This is a genomic window from Streptomyces sp. NPDC059649 (assembly GCF_042734445.1).
GTDB lineage: Bacteria > Actinomycetota > Actinomycetes > Streptomycetales > Streptomycetaceae > Streptomyces.
This window is the reverse complement of the sequence record NZ_JBHWDV010000025.1, coordinates 98,685-122,595: the sequence shown is the minus strand read 5'-3', so window position 1 is coordinate 122,595 and position 23,911 is coordinate 98,685. Positions and strand designations below refer to the sequence as shown.

At 71.4% G+C, this 23,911-nt stretch carries 21 protein-coding genes and 2 pseudogenes; 13 read left to right on the top strand and 10 right to left on the bottom strand.

Annotation, left to right across the window (positions count from 1 at the left end; all coding sequences use genetic code 11):
• Nucleotides 1-237: 237 nt before the first annotated feature.
• Nucleotides 238-885, bottom strand: a complete 648-nt coding sequence (locus ACFV1J_RS24440; protein WP_385861264.1) for a peroxiredoxin-like family protein — start codon at nucleotides 883-885, stop codon at nucleotides 238-240.
• Between the two features lie 134 nt (nucleotides 886-1,019).
• On the opposite strand from ACFV1J_RS24440, the gene ACFV1J_RS24435 reads away from it, so the two are divergent.
• Nucleotides 1,020-1,616, top strand: coding sequence for a TetR/AcrR family transcriptional regulator (locus ACFV1J_RS24435; RefSeq protein WP_385861262.1), 597 nt, complete (start codon nucleotides 1,020-1,022; stop codon nucleotides 1,614-1,616).
• Nucleotides 1,617-1,777: 161 nt separating this feature from the next.
• Here the strand turns inward: ACFV1J_RS24435 and ACFV1J_RS24430 are convergent, their stop codons facing one another.
• Nucleotides 1,778-2,929 (bottom strand): GlxA family transcriptional regulator, encoded by a 1,152-nt coding sequence (locus ACFV1J_RS24430; protein ID WP_385861260.1) that lies wholly within the window; start codon nucleotides 2,927-2,929, stop codon nucleotides 1,778-1,780.
• A 140-nt stretch (nucleotides 2,930-3,069) separates the two neighbouring features.
• Between ACFV1J_RS24430 and ACFV1J_RS24425 the strand changes: the two genes are divergently transcribed.
• The 3 genes from ACFV1J_RS24425 (at nucleotide 3,070) to ACFV1J_RS24415 (ending at nucleotide 5,242) form a co-directional block, all read left to right on the top strand.
• Nucleotides 3,070-3,882 (top strand): dienelactone hydrolase family protein, encoded by an 813-nt coding sequence (locus ACFV1J_RS24425; RefSeq protein ID WP_385861258.1) that lies wholly within the window; start codon nucleotides 3,070-3,072, stop codon nucleotides 3,880-3,882.
• A gap of 299 nt (nucleotides 3,883-4,181) precedes the next feature.
• On the top strand, nucleotides 4,182-4,529 hold the full coding sequence (locus ACFV1J_RS24420; protein ID WP_385861257.1) for a PadR family transcriptional regulator: 348 nt from the start codon (nucleotides 4,182-4,184) through the stop codon (nucleotides 4,527-4,529).
• Nucleotides 4,526-5,242: a hypothetical protein gene (locus ACFV1J_RS24415; protein ID WP_385861256.1), complete on the top strand. Its 717-nt coding sequence runs from the start codon at nucleotides 4,526-4,528 to the stop codon at nucleotides 5,240-5,242. Before ACFV1J_RS24420 ends, ACFV1J_RS24415 begins: the two co-directional genes overlap by 4 nt.
• An 804-nt stretch (nucleotides 5,243-6,046) precedes the next feature.
• Here the strand turns inward: ACFV1J_RS24415 and ACFV1J_RS24410 are convergent.
• On the bottom strand, nucleotides 6,047-6,439 hold the full coding sequence (locus ACFV1J_RS24410) for a CBS domain-containing protein (protein WP_385861281.1): 393 nt from the start codon (nucleotides 6,437-6,439) through the stop codon (nucleotides 6,047-6,049).
• A gap of 553 nt (nucleotides 6,440-6,992) precedes the next feature.
• On the opposite strand from ACFV1J_RS24410, the gene ACFV1J_RS24405 reads away from it, so the two are divergent.
• The 3 genes from ACFV1J_RS24405 to ACFV1J_RS24395 all read left to right on the top strand — a co-directional run bounded on the left by ACFV1J_RS24405 (nucleotide 6,993) and on the right by ACFV1J_RS24395 (nucleotide 12,533).
• Nucleotides 6,993-11,426, top strand: a complete 4,434-nt coding sequence (locus ACFV1J_RS24405; protein WP_385861255.1) for an HAD-IC family P-type ATPase — start codon at nucleotides 6,993-6,995, stop codon at nucleotides 11,424-11,426.
• Between the two features lie 247 nt (nucleotides 11,427-11,673).
• Nucleotides 11,674-12,027: a DUF6191 domain-containing protein gene (locus ACFV1J_RS24400; RefSeq protein ID WP_385861254.1), complete on the top strand. Its 354-nt coding sequence runs from the start codon at nucleotides 11,674-11,676 to the stop codon at nucleotides 12,025-12,027.
• A gap of 35 nt (nucleotides 12,028-12,062) precedes the next feature.
• Complete coding sequence (locus ACFV1J_RS24395) at nucleotides 12,063-12,533, top strand: DUF3995 domain-containing protein (protein WP_385861279.1); 471 nt, start codon at nucleotides 12,063-12,065, stop codon at nucleotides 12,531-12,533.
• Nucleotides 12,534-12,712: 179 nt separating this feature from the next.
• On the opposite strand, the gene ACFV1J_RS24390 is transcribed toward ACFV1J_RS24395, so the two are convergent.
• On the bottom strand, nucleotides 12,713-14,002 hold the full coding sequence (locus tag ACFV1J_RS24390; protein ID WP_385861252.1) for a PucR family transcriptional regulator: 1,290 nt from the start codon (nucleotides 14,000-14,002) through the stop codon (nucleotides 12,713-12,715).
• Nucleotides 14,003-14,202: 200 nt separating this feature from the next.
• On the opposite strand from ACFV1J_RS24390, the gene ACFV1J_RS24385 reads away from it, so the two are divergent.
• Nucleotides 14,203-15,726: a hypothetical protein gene (locus ACFV1J_RS24385; RefSeq protein WP_385861251.1), complete on the top strand. Its 1,524-nt coding sequence runs from the start codon at nucleotides 14,203-14,205 to the stop codon at nucleotides 15,724-15,726.
• Nucleotides 15,727-15,929: 203 nt separating this feature from the next.
• Nucleotides 15,930-16,082 (top strand): hypothetical protein, encoded by a 153-nt coding sequence (locus ACFV1J_RS24380; RefSeq protein ID WP_385861250.1) that lies wholly within the window; start codon nucleotides 15,930-15,932, stop codon nucleotides 16,080-16,082.
• Nucleotides 16,083-16,199: 117 nt separating this feature from the next.
• Here the strand turns inward: ACFV1J_RS24380 and ACFV1J_RS24375 are convergent, their stop codons facing one another.
• Nucleotides 16,200-16,526, bottom strand: coding sequence for a hypothetical protein (locus ACFV1J_RS24375; protein ID WP_385861249.1), 327 nt, complete (start codon nucleotides 16,524-16,526; stop codon nucleotides 16,200-16,202).
• 299 nt (nucleotides 16,527-16,825) lie between these two features.
• Nucleotides 16,826-17,041, bottom strand: coding sequence for a 4-oxalocrotonate tautomerase family protein (locus ACFV1J_RS24370; protein ID WP_385861248.1), 216 nt, complete (start codon nucleotides 17,039-17,041; stop codon nucleotides 16,826-16,828).
• Nucleotides 17,042-17,204: 163 nt separating this feature from the next.
• Between ACFV1J_RS24370 and ACFV1J_RS24365 the strand changes: the two are divergent.
• Together ACFV1J_RS24365 and ACFV1J_RS24360 are read left to right on the top strand one after the other, a co-directional pair.
• Nucleotides 17,205-18,069: pseudogene (locus ACFV1J_RS24365) on the top strand (helix-turn-helix domain-containing protein).
• 138 nt (nucleotides 18,070-18,207) lie between these two features.
• A pseudogene (locus ACFV1J_RS24360) lies at nucleotides 18,208-18,496 on the top strand (TetR/AcrR family transcriptional regulator); the annotation flags it as partial.
• Between the two features lie 135 nt (nucleotides 18,497-18,631).
• Here ACFV1J_RS24360 and ACFV1J_RS24355 read toward each other — a convergent pair.
• Together ACFV1J_RS24355 and ACFV1J_RS24350 are read right to left on the bottom strand one after the other, a co-directional pair.
• Entirely contained in the window at nucleotides 18,632-18,934 is a 303-nt protein-coding gene (locus tag ACFV1J_RS24355) for a luciferase family protein (protein ID WP_385861246.1), read from the bottom strand.
• Between the two features lie 253 nt (nucleotides 18,935-19,187).
• The gene (locus ACFV1J_RS24350) at nucleotides 19,188-19,553 is read right to left on the bottom strand and encodes a MerR family transcriptional regulator (protein ID WP_385861244.1); all 366 of its coding nucleotides are present in this window, start codon (nucleotides 19,551-19,553) and stop codon (nucleotides 19,188-19,190) included.
• A gap of 116 nt (nucleotides 19,554-19,669) precedes the next feature.
• Here ACFV1J_RS24350 and ACFV1J_RS24345 point away from each other — a divergent pair, with 116 nt between their 5' ends.
• Both ACFV1J_RS24345 and ACFV1J_RS24340 read left to right on the top strand, forming a co-directional pair.
• Entirely contained in the window at nucleotides 19,670-20,743 is a 1,074-nt protein-coding gene (locus ACFV1J_RS24345) for an alkene reductase (RefSeq protein WP_385861242.1), read from the top strand.
• 140 nt (nucleotides 20,744-20,883) lie between these two features.
• On the top strand, nucleotides 20,884-21,369 hold the full coding sequence (locus ACFV1J_RS24340) for a hypothetical protein (protein WP_385861239.1): 486 nt from the start codon (nucleotides 20,884-20,886) through the stop codon (nucleotides 21,367-21,369).
• A 449-nt stretch (nucleotides 21,370-21,818) separates the two neighbouring features.
• Here ACFV1J_RS24340 and ACFV1J_RS24335 read toward each other — a convergent pair whose 3' ends face one another.
• Together ACFV1J_RS24335 and ACFV1J_RS24330 are read right to left on the bottom strand one after the other, a co-directional pair.
• Nucleotides 21,819-22,517 (bottom strand): HdeD family acid-resistance protein, encoded by a 699-nt coding sequence (locus tag ACFV1J_RS24335; RefSeq protein ID WP_385861237.1) that lies wholly within the window; start codon nucleotides 22,515-22,517, stop codon nucleotides 21,819-21,821.
• A gap of 308 nt (nucleotides 22,518-22,825) precedes the next feature.
• The gene (locus ACFV1J_RS24330) at nucleotides 22,826-23,794 is read right to left on the bottom strand and encodes an alpha/beta hydrolase (protein ID WP_385861235.1); all 969 of its coding nucleotides are present in this window, start codon (nucleotides 23,792-23,794) and stop codon (nucleotides 22,826-22,828) included.
• Nucleotides 23,795-23,911 lie beyond the last annotated feature (117 nt).

Genomic DNA, 23,911 nt, shown 5'->3' with positions numbered 1-23,911 from the left:
AGGCGCCGCCCCGGCGCCCCCAGGCGGGCGCCGCGCCCCTCGCCTCCCCCGCGTGACCGTGGCCCTTTGCTCTCAGGGCGGGGGGGCCCGGAGAACATCTCCGGGCCACCGCCCTCTTGGCGAGTGCAGCGCGCCGGCGCATCGCCTGTCAGTCAGTTCCACTCAGTCAGTTCCACCTGATCGCTCGCGCGGCGTGAGGCAGGCCATCTGCGGGAGTGTGGCCGCCCGGCTGCGGGGTCACGTCAGCGAGGTGAGCGCAGCGATGATCTCGGACGGTTCGGCTCGCACGGTGTAGTCGGTCGACACGAACGCCCAACGGATGACGCCGGTCCGGTCGATGACGTAGGTGGCGGGCAGCGGCAGCGTGCGGGCATTGCCGCTGTTGACGCGGTGCAGGTCGAAGCCGAGTCGGTCGTAGAGGTTGCCGAGTTCCTCCGAGAGGTCGAAGGCGATGCCGAACCGCTTGGCCACTTCGGATCCGTCATCGCTCAGGACCTCGAAGTCGAGCTGCTCCTTCTCGACGAGGGAGAGCGACTCGTCGGGAATCTGGGGCGAGATGGCCACCAGTCGTGCGCCACAGGCGGCTATTGCCTCGTGGTGCTGCTGCAGCGCACGGAGGGCGAGGTTGCAGTACGGGCACCACGCGCCGCGGTAGAAGGTCAGCACCACAGGCCCGTCCGCAAGCAGGCTGTCCAGTGTGACCTCCCTCCCTGTAGCTGAGGGGAGCGTGAACCGCGGAACCTGTGCGCCGACGCCGACTGCGCGGCCCGCCATGCCGGTCGCGGCGAGCTCACGCGCACCACGATCCATGATTTCCAGTGTTTCCGCGGAAAGCCTGTGGTGCTTGTTCTCGTACACGTCCTGAAGCTCGTCACGCAGGCTCATGCCCTGGGTCCTCTCTGCGGAAAATCCTGGAACGGCCATTCCAGGATTGGGTGTTGACAAGAATGGCCGGGTGGTGGCGTAGGCGTCAAGGGCTATCCTGAAACGAACATTCCAGGACCGGAGAGCTGTCACACATGCCCGACATCAAGCACTTCGACCCCGACGACGCACTCGAACGCGCCGAGCGGCTCTTCTGGCAGCACGGCGCCGCCAAGGCATCGATCCAGGCGGTCACCGTCGCCACGGGACTCAACCGCTCAAGCCTCTACGCCACGTTCGGCGGCAAACGAGAGCTCTACCTGGCCGCGCTGCGCCGCTACGTCCACCACCGCGCGCGGCCGGCGCAAAGGCGGCTTGCGGACGACGTGCGTGGACTGCCGGCCATACGGGAATTCTTCGGCGCACTGATCACGGCGCGCTGCTCGGGCGAGCACGCAGGCTGGGGCTGCATGCTCGTCAACGCTCACACGGACGCCGACCACACCGATCCCGAGATTCGCACCCTGCTCGACGAGCACCATCGGCAACTGCGGGATGCCATGCACACCGCCCTCCAAACCGCCCGCGAGCAGGGGCAGTTGCCCCCTGAATTCCCTGTCGGGGTCGCTGCCGAGGGCCTGGTTCTCCTCGCCTACGGGGTGAACGTCCGCTCCCGCAACGGGGCCGACGCCGACTCGCTGCTCAGCACCGTCAACGCCACCCTTGGACTGCTCGGCGCGGCATGCGGCTAGGAGGGACTGACAGAGGGGTTGTTTCCTGACTCGTCACGGCCTGCACCGCCTGAGTCCGCTCAAACTGCAAGCCAGTCATCGGCTACAGCTACCTCCACTTCGCCGTCGACGACCACAACCGCACCCTGCGCGAAGAATGGGCCTACCGGTGGCCCTACCGCTCAACCGCCGTGCGGAACCGGGCCGTTGCGGGCTTCCTCCCTGACGTCGCCGTCCGGGGTCGGCACCCGGGCCGTGCGGCGGAAGGCGGCCCGATAGGCGCTCGGGCGGTGGCCGGTGTGGCGGGCGAAGAGGGCGGCGAAGGTGCCGGGGTCCTGGTAGCCGACGGCCGCGGCGACGGCGGCGACGGTGCGGTCGGTGGTCTCCAGAAGATGGCGGGCGCGGCGGACCCGGGAGGCCTGCAGATGGGCCAGCGGGCTGCGTCCGGTCTCTTCGGCGAAGCGGCGCAGCAGTGTGCGGGTGCTGACTCGGAAGGCGTGCGCGAGCGCGGCGAGGTCGTACCGCTCGGCGAGGTTCTGGTCGAGCTGCCGCATGACCTGCTGGGAGAACTCCCGGCCGGGCTGGGGGAGGAGCCGCGGGTCGACGTACGGGGTCTGGGAGGTTCGTGCGTCGTCGACGAGGGCCAACCGTGCGGTCGTGCGGGCCACCCGGGCGCCGTGGTGCCGGCGGATCAGGTCCAGCGCGAAGTCGTACATGGCGCTGAAGGCGGCCGTGGTCGTCACGCCCGTGTCGGTGATGACCAGGTGCTCGGGCCGCACGTCGGCGTCCGGACAGCGTCTGGCCAGTTCGCCGGAGTGCAGCCAGGAGGTGGTGGCCCGGCGCCGGTCGAGGAGGCCGGCCTCGGCGAGCAGGAACGCGCCGACGCAGAGGGAGACGACGGCGGTGCCGGCGGCGGCCTGCGCGCGGATCGCCGCGATCTCGGGGGCGAGCCGGGCGAGTCGGGCGTCCAGGTCCGTGTCCGGGCGCAGTTCGAAGCCGGGGACCACGAGGACGTCGACCTCGCGCAACGGACGCACGTCCAGGCTCGCGCCGCCCGAGGCGGTGACCCGGCGGCGGGGTGAGACGACCGACACCCGGTAGCCGGGCGCGTCCGGTCCGGCGACATGCCCGGCCATCGTCAACAGGTCGGGGACGCCGAACACTTCGGACGCGAAGCAGCCCGGGTACGCCAGGACCCCGACCCGCAGCGCACCCGGTCCGGCGCCCGGACCCGCACCGTCCTCCGCCATCGCTCCCGTACCGTCCTCCGCCTGCCGCGCCGCCTCCGCCATCGCTCTCGTACCGTCCTCCGCCTGCCGTGCCGCCTCCGCCATCGCTCCCGTACCCCCTGGTCTCCCCGGCCCCCGGGGCGCCGACCGCGTCACGCTCGCCTTCCTCGCGTGTGGCGAGATTACCCCTGGACTTGGCGATCTCGCCCCTCACCCGGCAGCCGGTCGCGGACCAGGCTGGCCCCATGAGCGACGACGATCCGATCACCGACTTCACCCGCCGGAGCGTGGCCGTTGAGGGGGTGGAGAAAACGGTGTACGTGGCCGGGGCCGGGCCCGCGGTCGTGGTGCTGCCCGAGATGCCGGGCATCAGTCCCGACGTCCTGCGGCTCGCGCGCTGGGTGCGGGACGCGGGCTTCACCGTCCATGTGCCCTCACTGTTCGGGACGGACGGCGCCTACCCCACGGTCGAGGGCGGCCGGCAGGTCGTCCGACGCGCCTGTGTCAGCGCGGAGTTCCGCGCCTTCGCCGGGGGCGGCACCAGCCCGGTGACGGTCTGGCTGCGCGGCCTGGCGCGCCAGGCCCACACCGCGTGCGGTGGGCCGGGAGTGGGCGCGATCGGCCTGTGCTTCACCGGCAACTTCGCCCTCACCATGGCCCTGGAACCGGCGGTGATCGCCCCGGTGGTCAACCACCCGTCGCTGCCGCTCGACGACCCCGGCGGACTCGAACTCGACGCGGCGGACGCGCGCGCGGTACGCGACCGGCTCGACCGCGACGGACTCACCGTCCTCGCCTACCGCTTCGAGGGCGACCGCTGGTGCACGGGGCAGCGCTTCGCCGCCTACCGCGCGCTGCTCGGCGACGCCTTCGACGGGCGCGTCGTACCGGACAGCGCCGCCAACCCGGCTCCGCCGCCCTTCTTCGCCGACCTGGTCGGCACCCCGCACAGCGTCGTCACCGCCCATCTCGTCGACGAGGCCGGTCACCCCACGGTCCGCGCCCGCGACGAGATCCTCGCCTTCCTCACCGGCCGCCTGCACCCGCACGGGGGCTGATGGTGCTGCCTGCCACCTAACCGGGCCCCTGATGCGCCAGGCACCGCTACCTCTCCGCCAGCACGCTCGCCGGCACCCTCATCCGGCTCGGCCAATGATCGACAAGACCGTCCCTGACGTGATGCGCCCGTGGGGCTGTCACCGGCCCCGTGCCGGGTGCGGTGAGCGGCGGTGCGCGCCTGGTTGAGGGGAGCGGGGCCGGCGCCGAGGGGTAGTCGATCGATGACCAGGCGAACCGGTGACTGCCTTGCACCGCACTAGCTTGTTGTGCATGACTCTTGCTGTGTAAGGTACTGGCCATGGAGGAGACATCCGCTCTGCATGCCCAGTGGCTCCGGGGCGTGCTGGACATGTGCTTGCTCGCCTTGATGGCGGAAGCCCCCGTCTACGGCTACGAGATGACCGTCCGGCTCGGGAAGGCCGGACTGGACGTCGCTGACGGCTCGATCTACCCGGCCTTGGCGCGCCTTCGTAAACGCGAACTGGTCGAGGTCGAACGCCGCACAGGAGAGGGCGGTCCCGCCCGCACCTACTACAAGCCCAGCGAAGCGGGCCTGCAATTGCTCCGGTCGATGCGCCGCGACTGGAGCGAGTTCGCCATGAACGTCACCACCATGATCACCCAGACGGGACGGAAGGGACTGTGACGATGCTCGTCGAGGATGCGATATCCCAGGCCACGAAGACGTGGCGCCGCCTGGGGGTGGACGAGGAAGCGGCTCAGGAGATGGCTGAAGAACTGGCCGCCGATCTGGACGCCGCGGCCCTCGACGGCCGGGACGTCAGTGCCTACATCGGGGGTGACGTGGATTCGCTCGCCGGCTCCTGGGCGGTCGAACGCGGTCTGCTCTCCCCCCACCCGCGCTCGAAGGAGACGGCCGCCGCAGCAGCCAAGGGCGCCGCCGTACCTGCCCTTGCCGCCACGATCTTCTGGTGGGTGGGATGGAGCGGGGTGTTCGACAGCAGCTACGAGTCACTCGTCACCACGCTTGGCGGAGGGGTGCGGGTGGATGTGCGCCATTACCCCGATCCCGGCATCCCCGTGATGTGGGTGGGATGGGTTGTCTGCGTGCTTGCCGCCTTCTTCATGGTCCGGCGCGCCGTGGCCGGGCGGCTTGATCGTCTTCTCGCCCCCGCGCGCGAAGCGACGGTGCGGACCCTGGCCAAGGCCCTCCCTCTCATCATCCTGGCGGCGGCCCTGATCGCCGGCGCGATCGGCTTCCTGACCCGCCACCTTTTCGAGTACTACGCCCTCATCGGCTTGCCGATCGGGCTGGTCGGGATGCTCGCTACCGTGGCAGCCGGAGCTGCCCTGGTCCGGCACCGGACCTGCCCGGCGATGGAATTCCCCGCACGGTGACCAAGGCGCTGCACGACGGCCGATGCGCTCGGCGCCCGCCTGGACGCCGAGCGGCGGCTCACGGCCGACATCGCACACGGACCGCGAGCGGATGACGTGTCTGTGGGTCCCCGTTGAGCATCAATAGCCCATCAACAGATGTCCGCGCCCACCGGCCAGGACTTGTCCGGGCGATCACGTGACTGTGCTTCGCCCGGATCGCTGACGCAGCAGGGGCGGGCGCATTGCGTGACCAGGAAGACCTCGCCTGCACGGCCAGGAAACGCTCGGCCGTCTCCGGCAGTTGGACCGCGCACAAGCCACGCCGGCGGCGGTTGAGCGGCCGACTACGGAAGCCCCCCGCACGCCAAGTTCCACAACGCCCAGACCATGAGCATGGGCGCCGCACTCGGCCTCATCGGGCTCTATCCGCTGTGGGTGCACCGCGGTACCTGGACGCGCTCCTTGGTCCAGGTCATGTGCGTTGAGGGCCAGCATGGTCGTGGCGAGGGCGGGTTGGACGGGCGGGACCCAGTCGCCGTCGACGAGGGCGGTGCTTCGCGTACGTCCTCGAACACCGACGACTGGGGCACCGCACCGCCTGACACTCGGCGGTCACGTCCGAAGTCGGATCACCAGGGCTGCCGCAGCGGCGGTGCCGAGGCGGGCATCGCCGCGCTTGCCGTAGCGAGTCGCCATGGCCCGGGACTGCGGCAGCCCGTTGATCGCTCGCTCGACAGTGTCGCCAGCGAACGCGGTCAGGGCCGCACAGCGTCGATGCCCCGCCTGACCATGATCACCAGCGAGGTTAGCGGGTTCTCCCACTCAGGTGGAGATGGCTTCGAGCAGGTCGCCGACCTTGGGGTCGGGCAGCCTCCGTGCGACGTCGGCCTGCGTGACGATGCCGACCAGCGCGTCGTTCTCGATGACCGGCAGGCGGCGCACCTTGTGCTGGCTCATGGTCCGCAGGATGGCTTCGGCTTCGTCGTCGGCGTCGACCGTCACCACTTCTCCCTGGGCGAGATCGCCGGCCTTCACCTTGGCGGGATCCTTGCCGGCAGCGAGGACCTTCACGACGATGTCGCGGTCGGTGAGCATGCCCTCGAGCCGCTCGTCGGCGCCGCGGACGGGCAGGGACCCGACACCGAGTTCGGTCATCTCCTTCGCGGCGTCCAGGACGGTCTCGTCGGCTCCGACGCAGGTGGCGTCCGGGGTCATGATCGCGCGTGCGGTCGTCGTGGCGGGCTCCTCCGCCTCCGCGGTCGTGGCGGCCCTTTCGGTGGTTTCCGGGGCGGCGAGCACGCCTTCGCCGCGGCGGAGGACGGCGTAGCCGATCCCGATGCCGATGGCGACGGGCCATTCGAGCACTTCCGTGGCACCGAGGACGCCGAGGCCCAGGTAGAGCGGCAGGCCCTTCTTGGCGGGCAGGACCCGCCGGGCTACCGCGACGGGCGCCATGACGGCGTTCATAGCGCCGCTCGCCATCTGGCCGGGCGAGGGCATGGTCAAGGTGACCGTGCGCTTCGCTGCCGACGGTGGCGAGGTGGCCTTGGGAGGGGGCACGGTCGGGCGCTCACCTGAGGTGCCGGTTTCCGCGCTGGACGGGGAGTGCGTTCGGGGTGTGGAGGTCACGAGAATCGCCTCGCCTGTTCGATCAGGAACGTGTGAACCCCTTATCGATAGGTCTACCCCGTATCGCCCCCTTCATGGGCTTCGGTGAGACTGCCTCTGATGGTTCCTTTCCACCGGCTGATGCGAGGAGGCGTGCTTCATGGCGCCGGAGCGTGCCTCGGCCCTCGGAATGCCCCGCGTCGTGGGTTCGATCGTCTCCGCCCTGGCCTCGTACACGGCATCCGGCGTCCGGGCGGTCCGGGGCGCGGCGGAAGGACTCCTCGGCGGGCCTGAGCGTGAGGTGTGGTGGTCGTCCGAGCGCTGTTACATCGCTGTCTTCGGTGTCCACGGGCCGGGGGGCAAAGCCGTGGCCCGGCGTGTGGAGCGGGCTGTGGAGGAGCATCCGGGGGTGCTGTGGGCGAGGGTGAACGCGCCCATGGAACGGGTCATCATCGCGGTGGGCTCGCCCGCTCCCGACGCGAGTGAGCTGGTCGCGCTGGTGGAGCAGGCTGAAGGCGACCATGCCGCGGATGCGGAAGCGTTCGACGAGTGGCAACCGGAGCCGCATCACCCGGCGGAGGGGCCGCCCTTCCCTGCGGTACCGGCACTGGTGGCGGACACGCTGGGGTTGGCGCTGGTGACGTTCCGGCGGCTCGCTCCGTGGTTCGGCCTGCCGCCGGAGATCGCCGGTGGCCTCGATGCCGTTCGCTACCATCCGCGCCTTCGTCACCTGGTCGAGGACATCGGCCCGAGTGAGCAGGCCGACTCGCTGCTCCCGGTGATCGGCGCGCTGGTACAGGGCGTGGCCACGGGCGGTGGCGGGCTCGCCCTGGATGTGATGCAACGCCTGGCGGTGTGGCGGGAGGCGAGCGTCGAACGCGCCGCGTGGCGCGAACGCGAACCCACGCTCGTCCGGGGCCCGGAAGAAGCCACGGCCGACGCGGTCACGACCGGCCGGGCCGGCCCATCGCCCCGGGACGGCGCCGACCGGTATGCGGAACGGTCGATGGCTGCGGGCATCGCCGCCGGTATGGCCGCCCTGCCGTTCGCCGGGATCCGCAAGGCGATCGCGGTCGGTGTGGCCTCGGTGCCGAAGTCACCCGGCGCGGGGCGTGAGGGCTTCGCCACGGCTCTGGGACGGCATCTGGCACTGCGCGGTGTGGTGACGATGGACCGTACCGCGCTGCGGCGCCTGGGACAGGTGGACACCATCCTCCTGGAGGAAGAAGCGTTTCGGGGGGACCGGTACGAGCCGGTGGACCTGGAACTGCTCGAAGGCGCCGATCCGGAGCAGGTCTCCGAGCGGCTGTTCTCGCTCTTCGACTCCGATACGCCGCTGGTCGTCCGTAGAGCCGGCGGCTGGGTGCTGGGCCCGCTGGACGAGCTGGACCTGAAGGGACGGACCGGTCGCAAGGCGGCGAAGCGTCTGGGGCGGAGCGGCAGCGAGAAGATCCTCGGGCTGGCCCGGGGCCACAGGCTCCAGGCGGTGGCGGGGCTGGGCACTCAGTCGACCCCGGGAGCCGAGGCCGTCGCCGCGGCGGCGCGACGGGCCGGCGTGCGGGTCGTGGTGGCGTCCGACCGGGACGCCCCCGGCTTCCCGTTCGCCGACGCCGTTTTACCTGCGGGCGATCGCCTGGCCGACTCGGTCCGTGGCCTCCAGGCCGAGGGCGCGGTCGTTCTGCTGGTCTCCGCCGACCGCCGCGCGTTGGGCATGGCCGACTGCGCGATCGGCGTGCACCGCGAGGACGAGCACACGCCCTGGGGCGCCCACGTTCTGGTGGGGTCGGATCTTGAGGCAGCGGGCTTGATCGTCGACGCCGTGGGGGTGGCGGCAGTGGTCGACCGCGACAGCCACCACGTGGCCGCGGGCGGCAGCGGGATCGGCGCCGTCGCCGCCCTGCAGGGGCCGGCCCGGCGCGCGACCGCGCGGGTGCTCGCGGTGAGCAACACCGCCGGGGCGGTGGCGTTCTGCATCGGCGCCTGGCGCGCCCGGCAGCTCCTGAGCCGCCCCCTCACCCCGCCCGTGACCCGGATCCCCTGGCACCTCATGCCCGTCGACCGCGTCATGGAGCGGCTGCGAACCCGCCCCGAGGGCCTTTCCGCGCAGGAAGCGACCGCTCGCGGCGCCGAGGCGCACGCAGGGGAGCCGACGAAGCTGACCCTGCCTCACGCCTTCATCGAAGAACTCTCCAATCCGCTGACCCCGATCCTCGCCGCCGGCGCCGCTCTCGCCGCGGCGGTGGGCTCCCGGACCGACGCCGGCCTGGTCGCCGCCATCACCGGTGTGTCTGCGCTCGTCGGCGGCTTCCAGCGGGTGAATACCGAGCGCGCACTGGCTGAGCTCTTCGCCCAGTCGGCCATCGGTGCCTGCGTGCGTCGGGAGGGACGGGAGCGGCTGGTCACCTCGGCCGATCTGGTCCCCGGCGACATCCTCTCCCTGGGGCCCGAGGATGTCGTGCCCGCCGACTGCCGTCTGCTGGAGGCGGAAGGCTTCGAGGTCGACGAGTCCTCCCTCACGGGGGAATCCCTGGCCGTGAGCAAGGACCCCGCACCGGTGGTCGCCGCACACCTCACCGGACGCCGCTCGATGCTCTACGAGGGCACGACCGTCTCCGCCGGACGGGCCGTCGCCGTCGTCGTGGCGACCGGCTCGGCCACGGAAGCGGGACGCAGCCTCGCCACCGCCCGCCAGGCCGCACCGGAAACCGGCGTGGAGGCCCGGCTTTCCTCACTCACCCGCGCCAGCATGCCCATCGCCCTGGGGTCCGCCGTCGCGGTCGCCCTCTCCGGGCTCCTGCACGGCCGCCCGCTGACCGACAATCTGGCCTCGGCGGTCAACCTGGCCGTCGCCTCCGTACCCGAGGGCCTGCCCTTCCTCGTCAACGCCGCCCAGCTCGCCGCCGCGCGCCGCCTGGCCGACCGCGGCGCCCTCGTACGCAATCCCCGCACCATCGAGGCACTTGGCCGCGCCGACGTCCTCTGTTTCGACAAGACCGGCACCCTGACCGAAGGCACCCTGGAGCTCTCCGGCGTCAGCGTGGGCGAGCGCGCCGTCCCCCTCGACCAGCTCGACACCCCCCACAAGGAAGTCCTCGCCGCCGCACTGCGCGCCACACCGCCCGCCCGTCAGTCCGAACCGATGGCCCACCAGACCGACCGGGCGATCGTCGACGGCGCCCACCGGGCAAAGATCACCACCCGCACCGGCGCGCCCCGTTGGCGGCGCACCGACGCCCTCGCCTTCGAGCCGGCCAGGGCGTACCACGCCACCGTCGGCCACACCGGCCGCGGTGTCCTGCTCAGCGTCAAGGGGGCCCCCGAAAACGTCATCAGCCGATGTACGGGGCATCGGAAGCCGGACGGGCCGGTGACTCTCGACGCATCAGCCAGGCGAGCCCTGGCCGAAGCCGCCGAGGAACTCGCTGCAGCCGGCCAACGGGTTCTGGCCGTGGCGGAACGCAGCATGAAGTCCGGTGCGGACCTCACCGACGAAGCCGTACAGGGCCTGGAATTCCTCGGGTTCCTCACGCTGGGCGACCCGGTACGCACCAGCGCCGCGCCCGCGACGGCACGCCTGCGCGAGGCCGGCGTGCACACCGTGATGCTCACCGGCGACCACCCCGCCACCGCCGACGCCATCGCCTCCGCCATCAGCGAGGAGTTCGCGGAGCCCAAGGTGTGCACCGGGACGGAGATTGACGTACTCGATGACGACGCGCTGGACGAACTGCTGCCCACCGTCGATGTCATCGCTCGCTGCAGCCCCAGTCACAAGGTCCGGATCGTCCAGGCCTACCAGCGCATCGGCCGAGTCGTGGCCATGACCGGCGACGGAGCCAACGACGCTCCCGCCATCCGACTGGCCGACGTCGGCATCGCGCTCGGGCGCCGTGGCACCCCTGCCGCGACCGCGGCCGCGGATCTGGTCGTTACCGACGACCGGCTGGAGACCATCGTCTCCGCCCTCATGGAGGGCAGGGCCATGTGGACCACCGTCCGTGCGGCCCTCGCCATTCTCATCGGCGGGAACCTCGGCGAGGTCACCTTCAGCGTCCTGGCCTCCGCACTCACCGGCACCACCCCGCTGAACGCACGTCAGATCATGCTCGTGAACCTCCTCACCGACCTCGCGCCCTCGCTCGCCATCGCGGTCCGCGAGCCGTCCGGCCAGACCGGCGAGCGCCTCCTCGCCGAAGGCCCCCACCGTTCCCTGGGCACCGCCCTCACCCGAGAGATGCTGCTGCGAGGCGTCATCACCGCCCTCGGCGCCGGCCTGGCCTGGACCGCGGCCCGCCGCACGGGCCGCGGCCGGCGCGCGTCGACCGTCGCCCTCGCCGCGGTCGTCGGCACCCAACTCGCCCAGACCCTCACCACCGGCGGCACCGACCGCAACGTCCTGGTGGCCGGACTCGGCTCCGCGGCCGTCCTCGCCGCCATCATCCAGACACCCGGTATCAGCCAGTTCTTCGGCTGCACCCCGCTAGGGCCGGTCGCCTGGGGCATCGCCCTGGGCGCGATCATCACCGCACCCCTCCTCGGCCACTTCCTCCGACCCCTGATCACCTCACGCCTCACACCGGCCATCGAGAAGTGAGATCTGAAAGCCCCTCCACCCACTGGGCAACGAACCGCGAGCGCCAGGGCCTGCTCCCACGGCACGGCACTCCTCCACACGGTGGATCTCCCTGGGCGGCTCCTCCGCCGCACGGGGGAAGCGGATCCTGCGCAAGCCTGAGCCCTGCGCGCCGCGGGTCCAGAACAGTGAGCCCATGGCGATAGGGCGCCGGCCCTTTCGTCTCTTGCTGGCAGTCAACTGTGTTGAGGACGATGAGGGATCATCCGTGACGTTTGTGCTGATGTCGTTCCCGGCGTTCGCCTCTCTGCTGGTCTTGTTCGCCCTGGTGGAGAGCGCATGGCGAAAGTTCACGGGGCTGGGCTTGATCCCGTGGCTGCGCAGGCGCACGGGACAGTCGTTGTCACATATCGCCTTCGATGAATTCACGGCGGTCGTGAACGGCAACAAGACGGTGGAGCTGGAGCAGCGGAGGGTGGAACTGCTGCGGCGGGACGACGAGAGCGACGGTGCGCCGCCCCGCTCCAGCATTGACCTCACCAAGGGCACGGCGTTCATCGTGTTGCCAGAGGAGGCGGATGGCCCGTGCGCTCAGGGGCGCGCTCGTGGGGGCCGGCTGTGAGACGCCAACGGAAGGCAAGAGGTGCGGAATTGTCCATGCTGTGGGGGCGCATCGCGTGTGGGTGGGCGGCCGCGTTCGCCGGGTTGCATTTCTACTGGGCGGTCGGCGGTGAGGTGTGGCTGAGCGTCTCCGCCGGTCCGCTGGCCACCGAGCGCCCACTGTGGTTCGTCGTCACCGGTTTGTGGGGGGTGGGTGCGCTCTGCCTCCTCGGCGCCCTGCTGGCATGGCTGCTTGCCCGGTCCAGGCTTCGGGGTGTTCCCGCTCTGCTGGCAAGGTGGCTGGGGTGGGGCGTCAGTGCCCTCCTACTGGTCCGGGGCATCGGTATCGAGGTGCTGCTGTTGACCGACACGACGCACCTGGCCACCTCGGTGAGCGTGGGGCAGCGAGCCTGGACGCTGGCCCTCTGGAACCCCTGGTTCATCGCCGGAGGACTGGCCTTCGGCCTCACCGCCCTTCGGTCCAGCAGGTATACCGGCGCAGCAGCGCCACGCCCGTCCAGCAGCTGATTGCTTCGCCAGTCAGCCGGCCAGTCAGTCAGCCACCAGTCAGCCGGCCGGCCGGCCAGCCAGCCAGTCAGCCAGCCGGCCCACAGCCACTCACACGCGGTAGGTCACACGGCATCAGACAGGGGGCTCCCCAACTCGGGCTCCGGCATTGGCCGCCGCCGTCAGGGCTGTTGCCGGCCTCAGCTCGACGGGCCGTGGATCCGGCGGTGGGTCAGCGCCCACCAGACCTCCGCCAGGTCGGCCGGATCGCGCAGGCTGGTCCCGGTGATCTCCTCGAAGCGCCGGAGCCGGTTGCGCAGCGTGTTGGGGTGGACGTACAGGGCGCGCGCGGCGGCCTCGAGCCGCATCCCCTGCCGTAGATAGGCGGCGACGGCCTCCTCCAACTGGGCGCCGTCCTCGCCCCGTTCGGCCAGCGGCGCCAGGCGCAGCCGGACCAGCTGTTCGCCCACGGCCGGCAGCGCCACGACCGTGGCCCGCAGCCCCAGTTCCTCGTGGGTGAACACCCCGACGAGCCCGGAGCCGACCGCTGCGCGGAGCGCCTGGGTGGCCCGGACGAACTCCGTGGCGAGCCTGGACGCGGGCGCCGGGGCGCCCACCCCCACCACCAGACCGCGGCACAGCCCCTCGGGACGCGCCGCCAGCAGCCCCGCCACCTCCCCGTCCACCGTCGTGACCAGTGGCTTCCCCGAGGCGTCCAGGGCGAGCCAGGGGCGCAGCAGATCGATGGTGTGGGCGAGGGCGCCGTCGGCGGAGTCGGGGTGCCCGGGCCCGTGCGGGGCCGGGCCGGGGGCCGGGGGACAGGCCGGGCCGTCGGGCCCGGGAGGGCCGGGCAGCCGGGCCCGGAACGGGAGGCGCAGCGCGGTCCGGTCGTAGGCGCCGTCCAGCTCCCCGTCCTGCGGCCGGCCGTCGGCATCGATCTCGGACCACCGCGCCTCGCCGAGCAGCAGTGCGCGGACCAGCGCCGCCCGCCGACGGTCGGTCACCGTTCTTCGCTGGAGGTCGGTGCGGCAACCGCGGACGATGCGCAAGGTGGTCGCGGCCGCCCAGGCGCGGAGCGTCTCGGCGATCGGCAGCAGGTCTTCGGCGGTGCCCTGCCGGGCCGCCATCTCCTCGCCGAACCGCCGCCAGACGATGTCCGAGCCGATCCGGTAGGCGGAGATGATGTCCTCGACGGGCACGGAGCGGGCCAGCGCGGTCACTTCGGCGAGGTGCCCGGCCGGGAGGTCGTACGCCGGGCCGCTGCCGTGCACCGTGCCCTGGGGTGAGCGGTGCGCCTCGCCGGCCCAGCGCTGCACCAGCGACAGGCCGTTGCGCAGCGACACCGTCACCCGCGGCCGGAGCTGGTCCGCCGGGACCGCCGCGTAGGAGGGGAGTTGGGCCCGGAGGGCGTGGATGACCTCGTCGGTGAGGGCGTCGAGCCCGGCATGCAGTGCGGCAACGGCCCCCGGCACCCTTGTGGAAGTCTCCACCCGTCCCCTCCCGACTCGGTGTCTTTCCCCATGGCGAAAGCGATCATTCGTCGCCATGCTACGAGGAAGCCGCCCGAACCCCTACAGATGTTTGATCTATGGACGACTTCTGTGCCGTCGTCAGGATGGATCCATCGGGGACCGGTAGGCGGCCCGCTTTCCCCAACACCCCCGCACCCCCGCACCCCCCAAGGAATTCCATGGCCGTTTCCTGGCGCCGTATCGCCGTGCCCGCCGCCGCGGTCGGCGTACTCGTCCCCGCCGCCCTCGGCACCCACGCCCTGCTCTCCGATTCCCACGACCCGGGCACGCCCCCGGCCGGTATACGGGCCGCCGGGTCTGCTGACCCGGACGTCGCGCCGGACGACGGTGCCGGAGCCCCCGGCCCGGAGGGCGCCGTCGTCGCCAAGCCGTCCAACGCGCCCGCCGGCGCCGGCCGTTCGGCTTCCGTACAGCTCTCGTCCTACGACGCCCGGCGCAAGCAGGCGGTGCTCAAGCCGTCCGCCGGCAAGACCGTGCGCACGGGCGATGTCATCGCCGCCGCGCCCAACCGGCACGCCCCTTCGGGCGCGCTGTTCAAGGTGGGCAAGGTCACCGGCTCCCGCGGCGGCGAGGTCCGGGTGACCACCGTCCCGGCCACGCTCCCGGAGCTGCTCGGCGACCAGAAGGTGGACCGGCGCGCGGCACTGCGGCCCGGCGAACTCACCGTCAAGCCGCTGTCGTCCGGCGTCAGCGTCCGCACCCCCTCCGCCGGCACCGGCCCGGCCACCCCGTCCGACGGTACGAGCACGCCGTCCGGCGAGCCGAGCACGCCCGCCGGCGACGGCCCCGACGCGTCCGCCGGAGCCTCGCCGAGCCCGTCGGCCTCCGCCTCCGGAACGCCGCGCAGCGGGCTCACCGGCACCGGCGCGGCCGCCACCTCCACGGGCGGTGCGCTGCCGCCCGAGGCGCGGAAGGGGCTCACCACCCTGCGCCTGGGCGTCAACGTGCCGCTGCCCAAGGGCGTGGAAGCCACCGGTAAGTCTCCCGCCCGGCTCTCCGGCGAGGTGGCGTTCCGGCCGGAGCTGATCTTCCAGTACGACAAGCGCGGCGGACTGAACCTGCTGCCGGAGCGCGCGGCCATCGGGCTCGGCGGCTCCTACTCCTACGGCTGGCAGGTGCACGGCAAGGTGCGCGGCACCGCCGACACCGGGCAGGTCTCGGTGCCACTGGCCGCGGTCACCGGGCGGCACGTCTTCTGGGTCGGTCCGGTTCCCGTCGTGGTCAGCACCGAGGTGACCTTCACCTACCGTTTCACCGCCGGCGGGCGCATCGTGCTCGACGCCGACCAGCGCACTTCCGGCTCGTTCGCCGTCGGCGCGAAGTACGACCGCGGGCACGGCTGGCAGCCGCTCCACGAGGCCCAGCAGCAGACCAAGGGCGGCACGCCCCGGGTCGAGGGCGCGGCCACCGCGACGGCCCGCGTCGGCGCACATGCCCAGGTGTTCCTCTACGACACCGCGGGGGTCGGCGGCGACCTGTCCGTCCACCTCACCGGGCGGGCCGCGGCGGCCACCGGCGGCGGCGCCCCGGCGTGGGCGCTCAGCGCGGGCTACGACCTGCAAACCCAACTCATGCTGCAACTGAAGGTCTTCGGCATCCAGATCGTCGACCTCAGGACCACGCCGTTCGCCCTGCACGACGAGCGCAAGCTCTTCGGCCACGGAAAGCTGCCGCCCGCCTGAGCCACCGCTCCCACGACGCCCTGACCGCGACGGCGCCCGCAGCTGTCAACCCTGACGATCGTCAAGGTCCGATGTTGCCGTTCGGCCCGGGTTCTCGATCGTTCGCGCTTCTACGTTCGGGCTCATGGAACGAGAACCGCGAAGGAAGATCCGGGCCGGTCGGCTGCTGGGTGCGTGGGGCGTCCTGGGTGTAGGTGCAGGGAATGTCATTCGGCTGTCCCCGGGTGGGCGGCGAGGCTGGCGCGGTCGAGGTCGCGGGTGGAGCTTCGGCGTCCGCGTACCGGTCGGTGACCGGGGCGGTGGCCGGCACCGCGAGCGAGCGGCTGTACTGGTGGGTGCGGGACGGGCTGGGCTGAGCCAAGGCGGTCCCGGGCGCGGGCCGGCGGTGCGCGCCGGGGCTGGTACGGCAGGGCCTCTTCGTCGGCCACCCAGAGGCAGGGCGGCGCGTGTCTCAGCGGCGTGGCAATGTCGGGTCATTCGGTGGGGCGTGGGTCGATCTGTGAGGTGGCCGTCGCCAGTCGGTGCAGGCGCTTGTAGTAGCGGAGCTCTTCCGCGTCGATGAGAAGGGGCAGGACCTGGTCGAGTTCGGTGATGCAGTCGCGCAGTGTGCGGAGGCGCTTCGCATCGAGGGACCCGCCGTTGTTGCGCCACGTCGTCACGCAGCCGGCGATGTCCGCGTCCAGCATCACCAGGTCGATGCCGTCCAGGTCGACGCCGCGCAGTCCGGCGGGGAACTCCGCCTCCAGGTGCTCCTGCCACAGACGGGCCACGACGGCTTCGTACTTGCGCTCTTCGCTCATGGGGATCATCCTCCTGCACGCGCTCTTGGCTCGGCCAGCACCACATTCCACCTGGCCGAACGGCCGGAGGTCAGCGTCCGTGCGGACGGTGGGCGTCCGGGACGGGCGTGGGCCGGCACAGCGGGTGCGGCCAGGGTGGCCAGCAGGGCCGTGCCACGGATCAGAACGTCGCGTCGGTGCATCTCCTCTTGCCTTTCGCTGCTGCGGGTGGACGGCGGGCAGGTGGCCGGTGGCCGTTGGCGTCACCGACCCGGCTACGGATGCGCCGGGCCGGGCCGGCGCCGAGGGAGGAGGTACGGTCAGCCGGCGGGCGGCTGCTGGATCTCGGCGGCGGTCAGGACGTGGCCGCCGATGCCCCAGCCGCCGTCGGGCACCTCCTCGACGAGCACCAGGGTGGTGGCACGGGCACGTTCGCCGTAGATCTCGGCGTACAGATCGGTGGTGCGGGTGATGAGCTGCGCCTTCTGCTTCTCGGTGAGGGTGCCTGCGGGGACCTTGAAGTTCGCGTACGGCATCGAGTGCGCTCCTGCGGGGGCGGGGGTTTCGGACGGTGGATCGCGGCGTCGTGCGCTCGCCGCCCTCCCACCCTCACCCGGTCCGCGGGCGGCAGCCAGGCTGTGCGCACCCTGGGGTTGCCGTCCCCTGGTTCGCCCGGGGCGGATGCGGAACGATGCGGGCATGGACCTTCCCGAACTCGCCGCGTTCCTCACGTCCCGGCGTGCGCGGATCCGGCCGTCCGACGTCGGTCTGCCCGCCGGGCCCCGACGCCGGGTACCCGGGCTGCGGCGGGAGGAGGTGGCTCTGCTCGCGGGCCTGTCGGCCGACTACTACACCGAGCTGGAGCGCGGACGCGGCGCCCAGCCGTCGGCGCAGGTCCTGGCCGCCCTCGCCCGTGCGCTGCGCCTCGGCGGTGACGAGCGCGACCATCTGTTCCACCTCGCCGAGCGTCCCGTGCCTCCGGCCGCGGGCGGCCTGACCGCGCACATCACGCCGGGGCTGCTGGCGCTCCTTGACCGGCTCGCGGCGACTCCCGCGCAGATCATCACCGACCTGCACCAGACCCTCGTACAGAACGAGGCGGCCATCGCGCTCGTGGGCCGGCAGCCGACCGGGCGCGGGGCCAGGGCGAGCTTCATCCACCGCTGGTTCACCGATCCCGCTTCCCGCGCGCTCTACCCGTCGGACGAACACCCCCATCAATCCCGGGTGTTCGTCGCCGACCTGCGGGCCGTTGCCGCCCGGCGCGGCCGGGATGCCGACGTGGACGCTCTGGTGGGCGGGTTGCGGCGGCGCAGCGACGAGTTCGCCGCGCTGTGGGACACCCATGACGTCGGCCTGCGCCGGTCGGACCGCAAGCGCATCGTCCATCCGGCCCTCGGTGTCATCGCGGTGGACTGCAACAGCCTGTTCAGCGAGGACGGACGCCAGCGCCTACTTGTGGTTCACCGCCCCGCCCGGCACCGAAGCCGCCGCGCAGCTGGAACTGCTCTCCGTCATCGGTACCCAGGACATGGCGCCGGGGCCCGCGGCGGCGCCGCACTGATCGAGCCGGGCGGGATACGGGCATGGCCGCATCCCCATACGGGCAGCGCTGGACGATCGAGCAGTAGTCCAACGCCGGCCAGGCCGTGTGGATTTCGCTGTCCTGCCGGCAGCGGGGCTCGCGCGGTTCGGACGTGGAGTCTCAGAACTCGTGGCCCGCACCGTCGAGCACCTGTGGGAGCGGTCCCGGGCCACCGCGCAGAGAGACGAGCCGCGCCAGGGGCCATCGCAGCGGCCATGCGGCGCACGGTCGAGCTGTGGAACGAGCACGGCCTCGTCATGCGTACGGCGATCGACCTGTCGTTGACCGTGCCGGAGATCGGCGAACTGTGGAACCACACGGCTGACCTGTTCATCACGGGAACCTGCACAAGGCATCCGCGACCTGCGAACACATCTGGCTGACCAGCGCCGGCCTGACTACCTGAGCCATCCGGCATGGACGGTGCAGCGATGCAGCCATGGACGGTGCAGCGGCGCAGCGCAGAACCCCGTGATGCTGGGCCCTCCGCCAGGAGGCGGCCCAGCCGCGGCGTGCCCGGGCCAACACTACTCCCCAACGACTACTCCCCAACGCCCTTGACCGCATTGCCCGTTCGACACCATCTCAGGGGTCGCCGTGCCCGCCGGCCCGAACGGCGACGGGGTGCTTCCGTGGATGCCCGGGTGCAGGGGTCCGCTCGGACCGCTCCTGTCGCTCCCACCTCTCCCGAGCGGCTCCCGGTCGCGAGCAGTGCGGCGCTGACGAGCGTGGCGAGCAGGTCGATGTCGGAACCCGATTCGAGTCGGACCGTGATCCAGTCAGACGCTGGGGGCAGCTTGAGGGCGCTGGACCTCTGCAGTGCCGGGCGCAGCCTGTCGATCATGCCGGGCAGATGTAGTCGACACTTGTCGTTTGCCCTCCATCGGCCGTCCACGGCGCCGTCAGCCACCGGGATCAGGCTGGAAATTCGAGGAAGCCGAGATGTTCAGCGCCGCGTACGTGATGGGAAACCGTCGAACCGACCTGCGGCCGGCACAGGGGGCGGTCGCAGGCCGGTCCCGCGGGCACCCAATCACCTCACGCATGAGACCCCTTCGTCACCGGCGGCGTCGCCCCGTACACCGTCACGACCATCGTCAGCCAGGCAGGCTCTCGCGATGGGCCCGGGCCGTGGCCATCAGGTCGTCCAACGCGGCCCGGGTCTGGACGAGTTCGTCGATGCACTCGGAGAGCCTGTTGCGCTCCTGCGCCATCCGCTCCAGAGCGGCGTCGGAGCTGGCCTCGCTCGGTGTGTCCACGCAGGGCAGCAGCTCGGAAATCGTCCGACTGGACAGACCTGCTGCGTACAGGCGTTGGATGAATCGCACCCGCTCCACCTCGGCCTGCGTGTAATGCCGCTGCCCACTGGCGCTACGGCTGCTGGTCAGCAGCCCCTGCTCCTCGTAGTAGCGCAGCGACCGGACGCTGACGTCGGTGCGCGCCGCGAGCTCGCCGATCCGCACGACTGCCTCCCCTGGTGAACCACGTCACACCGCTTGCCTCTGACATTGATGTCAGGTTTTAGCGTAGCGCCGTGCCCGGGGTCCGGGCACGCGATGCACAGGCGGAGGAGCCCGACGTGACCTCGTTGTTCAGCAGCTACCGATTCGGCGAACTGACCCTGCCCAACCGGATGGTGATGGCCCCGATGACCCGTGGCAGGGCCGCGGCCGGCGGCCTTGCCACACCGTCCATGGCGACGTACTACGCGCAGCGCGCGACGGCCGGACTGATCGTGTCCGAGGGCGTGCAGCCCAGCCTCGTCGGGCAGTCCAACCCGGGTACGCCCGGACTGCACACCGAGGAGCAGGCCGCCTCCTGGCGTGCCGTGACCGACGCCGTGCACATCAATGGCGGGCGGATCTTCGCCCAGATCATGCACGGCGGCCGCGTCTCGCACCCCGACACGACCGGCTTCCAGCCCGTCGGCCCGTCGGCGATCGCCGCAGTGGGCGACGTCTTCACCCCGACCGGCCCGCAGCCCGCACCCATGCCCCGCGCACTGGCCACCACCGAGGTGCCCGAGCACGCCCACGCGTACGCCGAGGCGGCTCGCCGCGCGATCGACGCGGGCTTCGACGGAGTCGAACTGCACGGCGCCAACGGCTACTTGATCTCCCAGTTCCTCTCCTCCAACGCCAACCGCCGCACGGACCGCTACGGCGGCACGATCGCGGGCCGGATCCGGTTCGCCGTGGAGGCCGTGGCCGCGACGGTGGACGCGATCGGCGCGGCCAGGACGGGCATCCGCCTCTCCCCGGGGGGCGGCTTCTGGGGCGTCGAGGAGACCGACGCACTCGCCCTCAATACCGCATTGCTGACCGAACTGGCCCCGCTCCAACTCGCCTACGTCCACCTGGAGATGACCACGGACGAGGAGGTGCTCCTGGGTCTGCGCCGCGCCTGGCCCGGCACGCTGATCGTCAATCCGGTCCTCCCGATGGGCCCCAAGCAGACCGGCCGCGAGGAAGCCGACCACTGGCTGGGCCTGGGCGCCGACCTGATCAGTTTCGGCCGCGGCTTTCTGGCCAATCCCGACCTCGTCGAACGCCTCCGCCTCGGCCTGCCGATCGCTCCCGTCGACGAGACCACGTACTACCAGGGCGGCGACGCCGGCTACCTCACCTATCCGGCCTATCAACACACGGCCTGACGCCCGCGTGGCGGCCCACGCCCGCGCTGAGGTGAACCGGCCGAGCCGTCCACCACCGCGGTGCCGCGCCGCCGAAGGTTGGTGACGTGCCGCGTCGTGCAAGGTGAGCGCCGACTGTTCCGTCGTACAGGATGGACTCCATGAGTGCTCTCTTCGATCTCCCTGAGCCCCGTCCGGTTTTGCCTGGCGAATACCCGCTGTGGGACGAGGCTCTTGCCGTCGTCAATCGGGACCTTGGGGCGACATTGCCGGACCAAGAACCCCTGCAATTGCTCGGACTTCCCTCGGACGACGAGAACGTGGCCGAGTACGTCTACGTAGCCCTGGCCAACGGCGAATGGCACGGCAACGTCGTGGATCCGGCCTCGGCGGACGACCCTGTCCTCGCGCTGTGGGCCATCACCGACGCCGCACAGGAGACGGTCACCGAGTGTCTCTGGCAGGCATGGCCCGTGTGCGACGAGCACGACCTCGGCATGCATCCGCGTGCGGCGGACGGGCGGCTCTCCTGGTGGTGTGCGGGCGGGAACGTCCGGCGCGAACCGGCTCACATACGGGCGGCTGTGGGCGACCTCGCCGGCCTGGTCCGCCCGCGCCGGCCCCACCGCCCTCGGCGTGACGGCTGACGCGCGCCCTCAGCCTGCCGACGACAGCGTCTGTCTTGTGGTGCGCGGTGCGGGACGGGATCGCGCCGGCGAGCTGGTTGATCGTGAAGGGGTGGCCCATGTTGTGCCGCCTCTCCAACGCCGTCCGCCGGGCGATCCCGACCAACGTCACGCTTGGACTTCCTCGACCGGCGAGATCGCTGCCGTGGCGCCGGTGGGGGTGGCGTGGCTTGACCACGAGGCCTTCACCGATGGCGTCGAGGGTGAGCCCATGGGGCTCACCCGCGGTATGCGATCACCTCGCGCTGAGTGCCGACGGCACCCGCCGGGGACCGCCGACCGTGATGCGCCCGTGAGGATTCCCGTTCCGGGGGAGGGGTGTCAGGGGCACTCCAGCTCGCCCAGGGTGGCGGACGCCGCACGGACGCCGCACGGGCGGGGCGTCGGAGCCTCCTCTGTCGTGGTCGTGATCAGTGTTGGGGATGGGGCGTGGAGTGGAACAGGGGGCGCCGCCGCTTGGGCGTAGTGCCGGGAAGGGCACGGCCGACCTCGACCCGCATTCTGATGGCGTGGTATACCTCCACCACCCCGAGGACGATGGCCATGATGCCCGTCACCAGGGTGAGCGCCGCGATCGAGGCGAACGGCGCAATGATCATCACGATGCCCGCCAGCATGCCGATGATTCCCGAGAACATCATCCAGCCCCGCGCCGGCATGGCCGGGGCGGAGGCCGCCGTGGCCGTCACCATGACGCCGCGCAACAGCCAGCCGAAGCCGATCCACAAGGCGAGCAGCAGGATCGACTGCAAGGTGCCACGGAAGCAGATCAGTCCGAGCAGGACGGAGACCGCTCCCGCGAGGAAATGCAGTGCCCGAAGATGTGTGGGAACGTGCGTGCCGAACGCGGCGGCCAGTTGGAAGGCCCCGACGAGCAGCAGGTAGATGCCGAAGAGCACACCGATGACCTGCAGCGTCCCCTTCGGCCAGGCAAGAATCACCACGCCCAGAGCGATGGCGGCCACGCCCGCGGTGAGCGCGATCTGCCAGCCCGCGTTCGCCAGGGCGCCCAGGGTTTCGGTGGCGGACGCTCCTTGGGGCTCGGTGCCCTCCGGGCGCGGAGGGCCGGTGCGGCCGGTGCCTGAGGTGGAATCGGAGGGAGAGGCCATTCCAGATCACCCTTCCAGAGACAATGGGGTCGGATGTGGTCGTAACCATCGTCACCCGTTCGGCCCGCGAGCGCCCGGCAAGGACGGAGGGGGCATCGGTGGTGACCTGCCCTCGCGAGCACCTTTGCCTGATGGCTGTCCTGTTTGCCCGATGGCTGTCCCGAAACGGGTAGTCGCCGGTGTGCTTGCCGGTGATCGCCGGGACGGCACGGGACGGGACGAGACGGGCCGTCGGGCGCCGTACCCGCAGGCCCCGCTGACCGAAGCAGGCTGTGGGTGGGAGGGCAGGCCCCGACCGTAGGCCTCGCCTAGGCCTGGGCGGTTCCGAGTGCGTTGCGTAGGAACGACGTTGCCTGGTCGATGGCTCCGCGGGCGGCTTTGGACTGACTCAGCGAGTTGAGCAGCATGAAGTCGTGGACCGTGCCGTCGTAGCGCACCGTGGTCACCGGGACGTTGGCTGCCCGGAGCTTGGCGGCGTATGCCTCGCCCTCATCGCGCAGCACGTCGGCCTCGTCGACGATCAGCAGAGCGGGCGGCAGACCGGAGAGTTGCTCGATGGTGGCCTGGTTGGGAGAGGCGGTGATCTCCGCGCGTTGGTCCGGGTCGGTGGTGTAGGCGTCCCAGAACCATTCCATCAGCTTGCGGCTGAGGTAGTAGCCGGTGGCGAATTGGTCGTAGGAGCCGGTGTTCATGGCCGCGTCCGTGACCGGGTAGTACATCGACTGCTGTACGAACGTGACGTCACCGCGCTCCTTGGCCATGAGGGCGAGTGCGGCGGTCATGTTCCCCCCGACCGATTCCCCGGCCACTGCCATGCGCTGTGCGTCCAGTCCCCTGGACGCTCCCTCGCGGACGAGCCACTGCGCGGTGGCATAGCCCTGCTCGATGGCCACCGGGTAGTGGGCCTCGGGCGACGGTGTGTACTCCACGAAGGCCACTGCCGCACGGGCGCCGACCGCCAACTCGCGTACCAGGCGGTCGTGAGTGGCGGCATTGCCCAGTACCCAGCCACCGCCGTGCATGTACAACACCACGGGCAGGGTTCCGGTGGCTCCTTGCGGCTTGACGATGCGTACCCGTACATCGCCCACGGCTGCCGGCACGGTGACCCACTCCTCGTCGACCGGCAGCTTGTCGACCGGCGCGGCCTGGAGGTCGTCGAGCACCTTGCGCGCTGCGGTGGGATCCAGTTCGTACAGGAACGGATGGTGCGATGTTGCGTCGGCGAGCTCCTGAGCCTCGGGCTCCAGGACGACGGAGGCGGTTCGACCAGCCATGGGAATGCTCCCTGGGAAATCCGAGAAGCGCATGATGAAGCGCATGATGACCAGCGCGGGGCGCCGAAGAGCGCCACGCCGCGCTGCGCTCGGGCTGCGGGGCGGTCGGCAGAGCCT

Bases quoted from the DNA above. Each gene is read 5' to 3' on its own strand.
- ACFV1J_RS24440 (WP_385861264.1), bottom strand. From the start codon at position 885: ATGAGCCTGCGTGACGAGCTTCAGGACGTGTACGAGAACAAGCACCAC.
- ACFV1J_RS24435 (WP_385861262.1), top strand. From the start codon at position 1,020: ATGCCCGACATCAAGCACTTCGACCCCGACGACGCACTCGAACGCGCC.
- ACFV1J_RS24430 (WP_385861260.1), bottom strand. From the start codon at position 2,929: ATGGCGGAGGCGGCACGGCAGGCGGAGGACGGTACGAGAGCGATGGCG.
- ACFV1J_RS24425 (WP_385861258.1), top strand. From the start codon at position 3,070: ATGAGCGACGACGATCCGATCACCGACTTCACCCGCCGGAGCGTGGCC.
- ACFV1J_RS24420 (WP_385861257.1), top strand. From the start codon at position 4,182: ATGGAGGAGACATCCGCTCTGCATGCCCAGTGGCTCCGGGGCGTGCTG.
- ACFV1J_RS24410 (WP_385861281.1), bottom strand. From the start codon at position 6,439: ATGACCCCGGACGCCACCTGCGTCGGAGCCGACGAGACCGTCCTGGAC.
- ACFV1J_RS24405 (WP_385861255.1), top strand. From the start codon at position 6,993: ATGGCGCCGGAGCGTGCCTCGGCCCTCGGAATGCCCCGCGTCGTGGGT.
- ACFV1J_RS24395 (WP_385861279.1), top strand. From the start codon at position 12,063: ATGCTGTGGGGGCGCATCGCGTGTGGGTGGGCGGCCGCGTTCGCCGGG.
- ACFV1J_RS24385 (WP_385861251.1), top strand. From the start codon at position 14,203: ATGGCCGTTTCCTGGCGCCGTATCGCCGTGCCCGCCGCCGCGGTCGGC.
- ACFV1J_RS24380 (WP_385861250.1), top strand. From the start codon at position 15,930: ATGTCATTCGGCTGTCCCCGGGTGGGCGGCGAGGCTGGCGCGGTCGAG.
- ACFV1J_RS24375 (WP_385861249.1), bottom strand. From the start codon at position 16,526: ATGAGCGAAGAGCGCAAGTACGAAGCCGTCGTGGCCCGTCTGTGGCAG.
- ACFV1J_RS24370 (WP_385861248.1), bottom strand. From the start codon at position 17,041: ATGCCGTACGCGAACTTCAAGGTCCCCGCAGGCACCCTCACCGAGAAG.
- ACFV1J_RS24355 (WP_385861246.1), bottom strand. From the start codon at position 18,934: ATGATCGACAGGCTGCGCCCGGCACTGCAGAGGTCCAGCGCCCTCAAG.
- ACFV1J_RS24340 (WP_385861239.1), top strand. From the start codon at position 20,884: ATGAGTGCTCTCTTCGATCTCCCTGAGCCCCGTCCGGTTTTGCCTGGC.
- ACFV1J_RS24335 (WP_385861237.1), bottom strand. From the start codon at position 22,517: ATGGCCTCTCCCTCCGATTCCACCTCAGGCACCGGCCGCACCGGCCCT.
- ACFV1J_RS24330 (WP_385861235.1), bottom strand. From the start codon at position 23,794: ATGGCTGGTCGAACCGCCTCCGTCGTCCTGGAGCCCGAGGCTCAGGAG.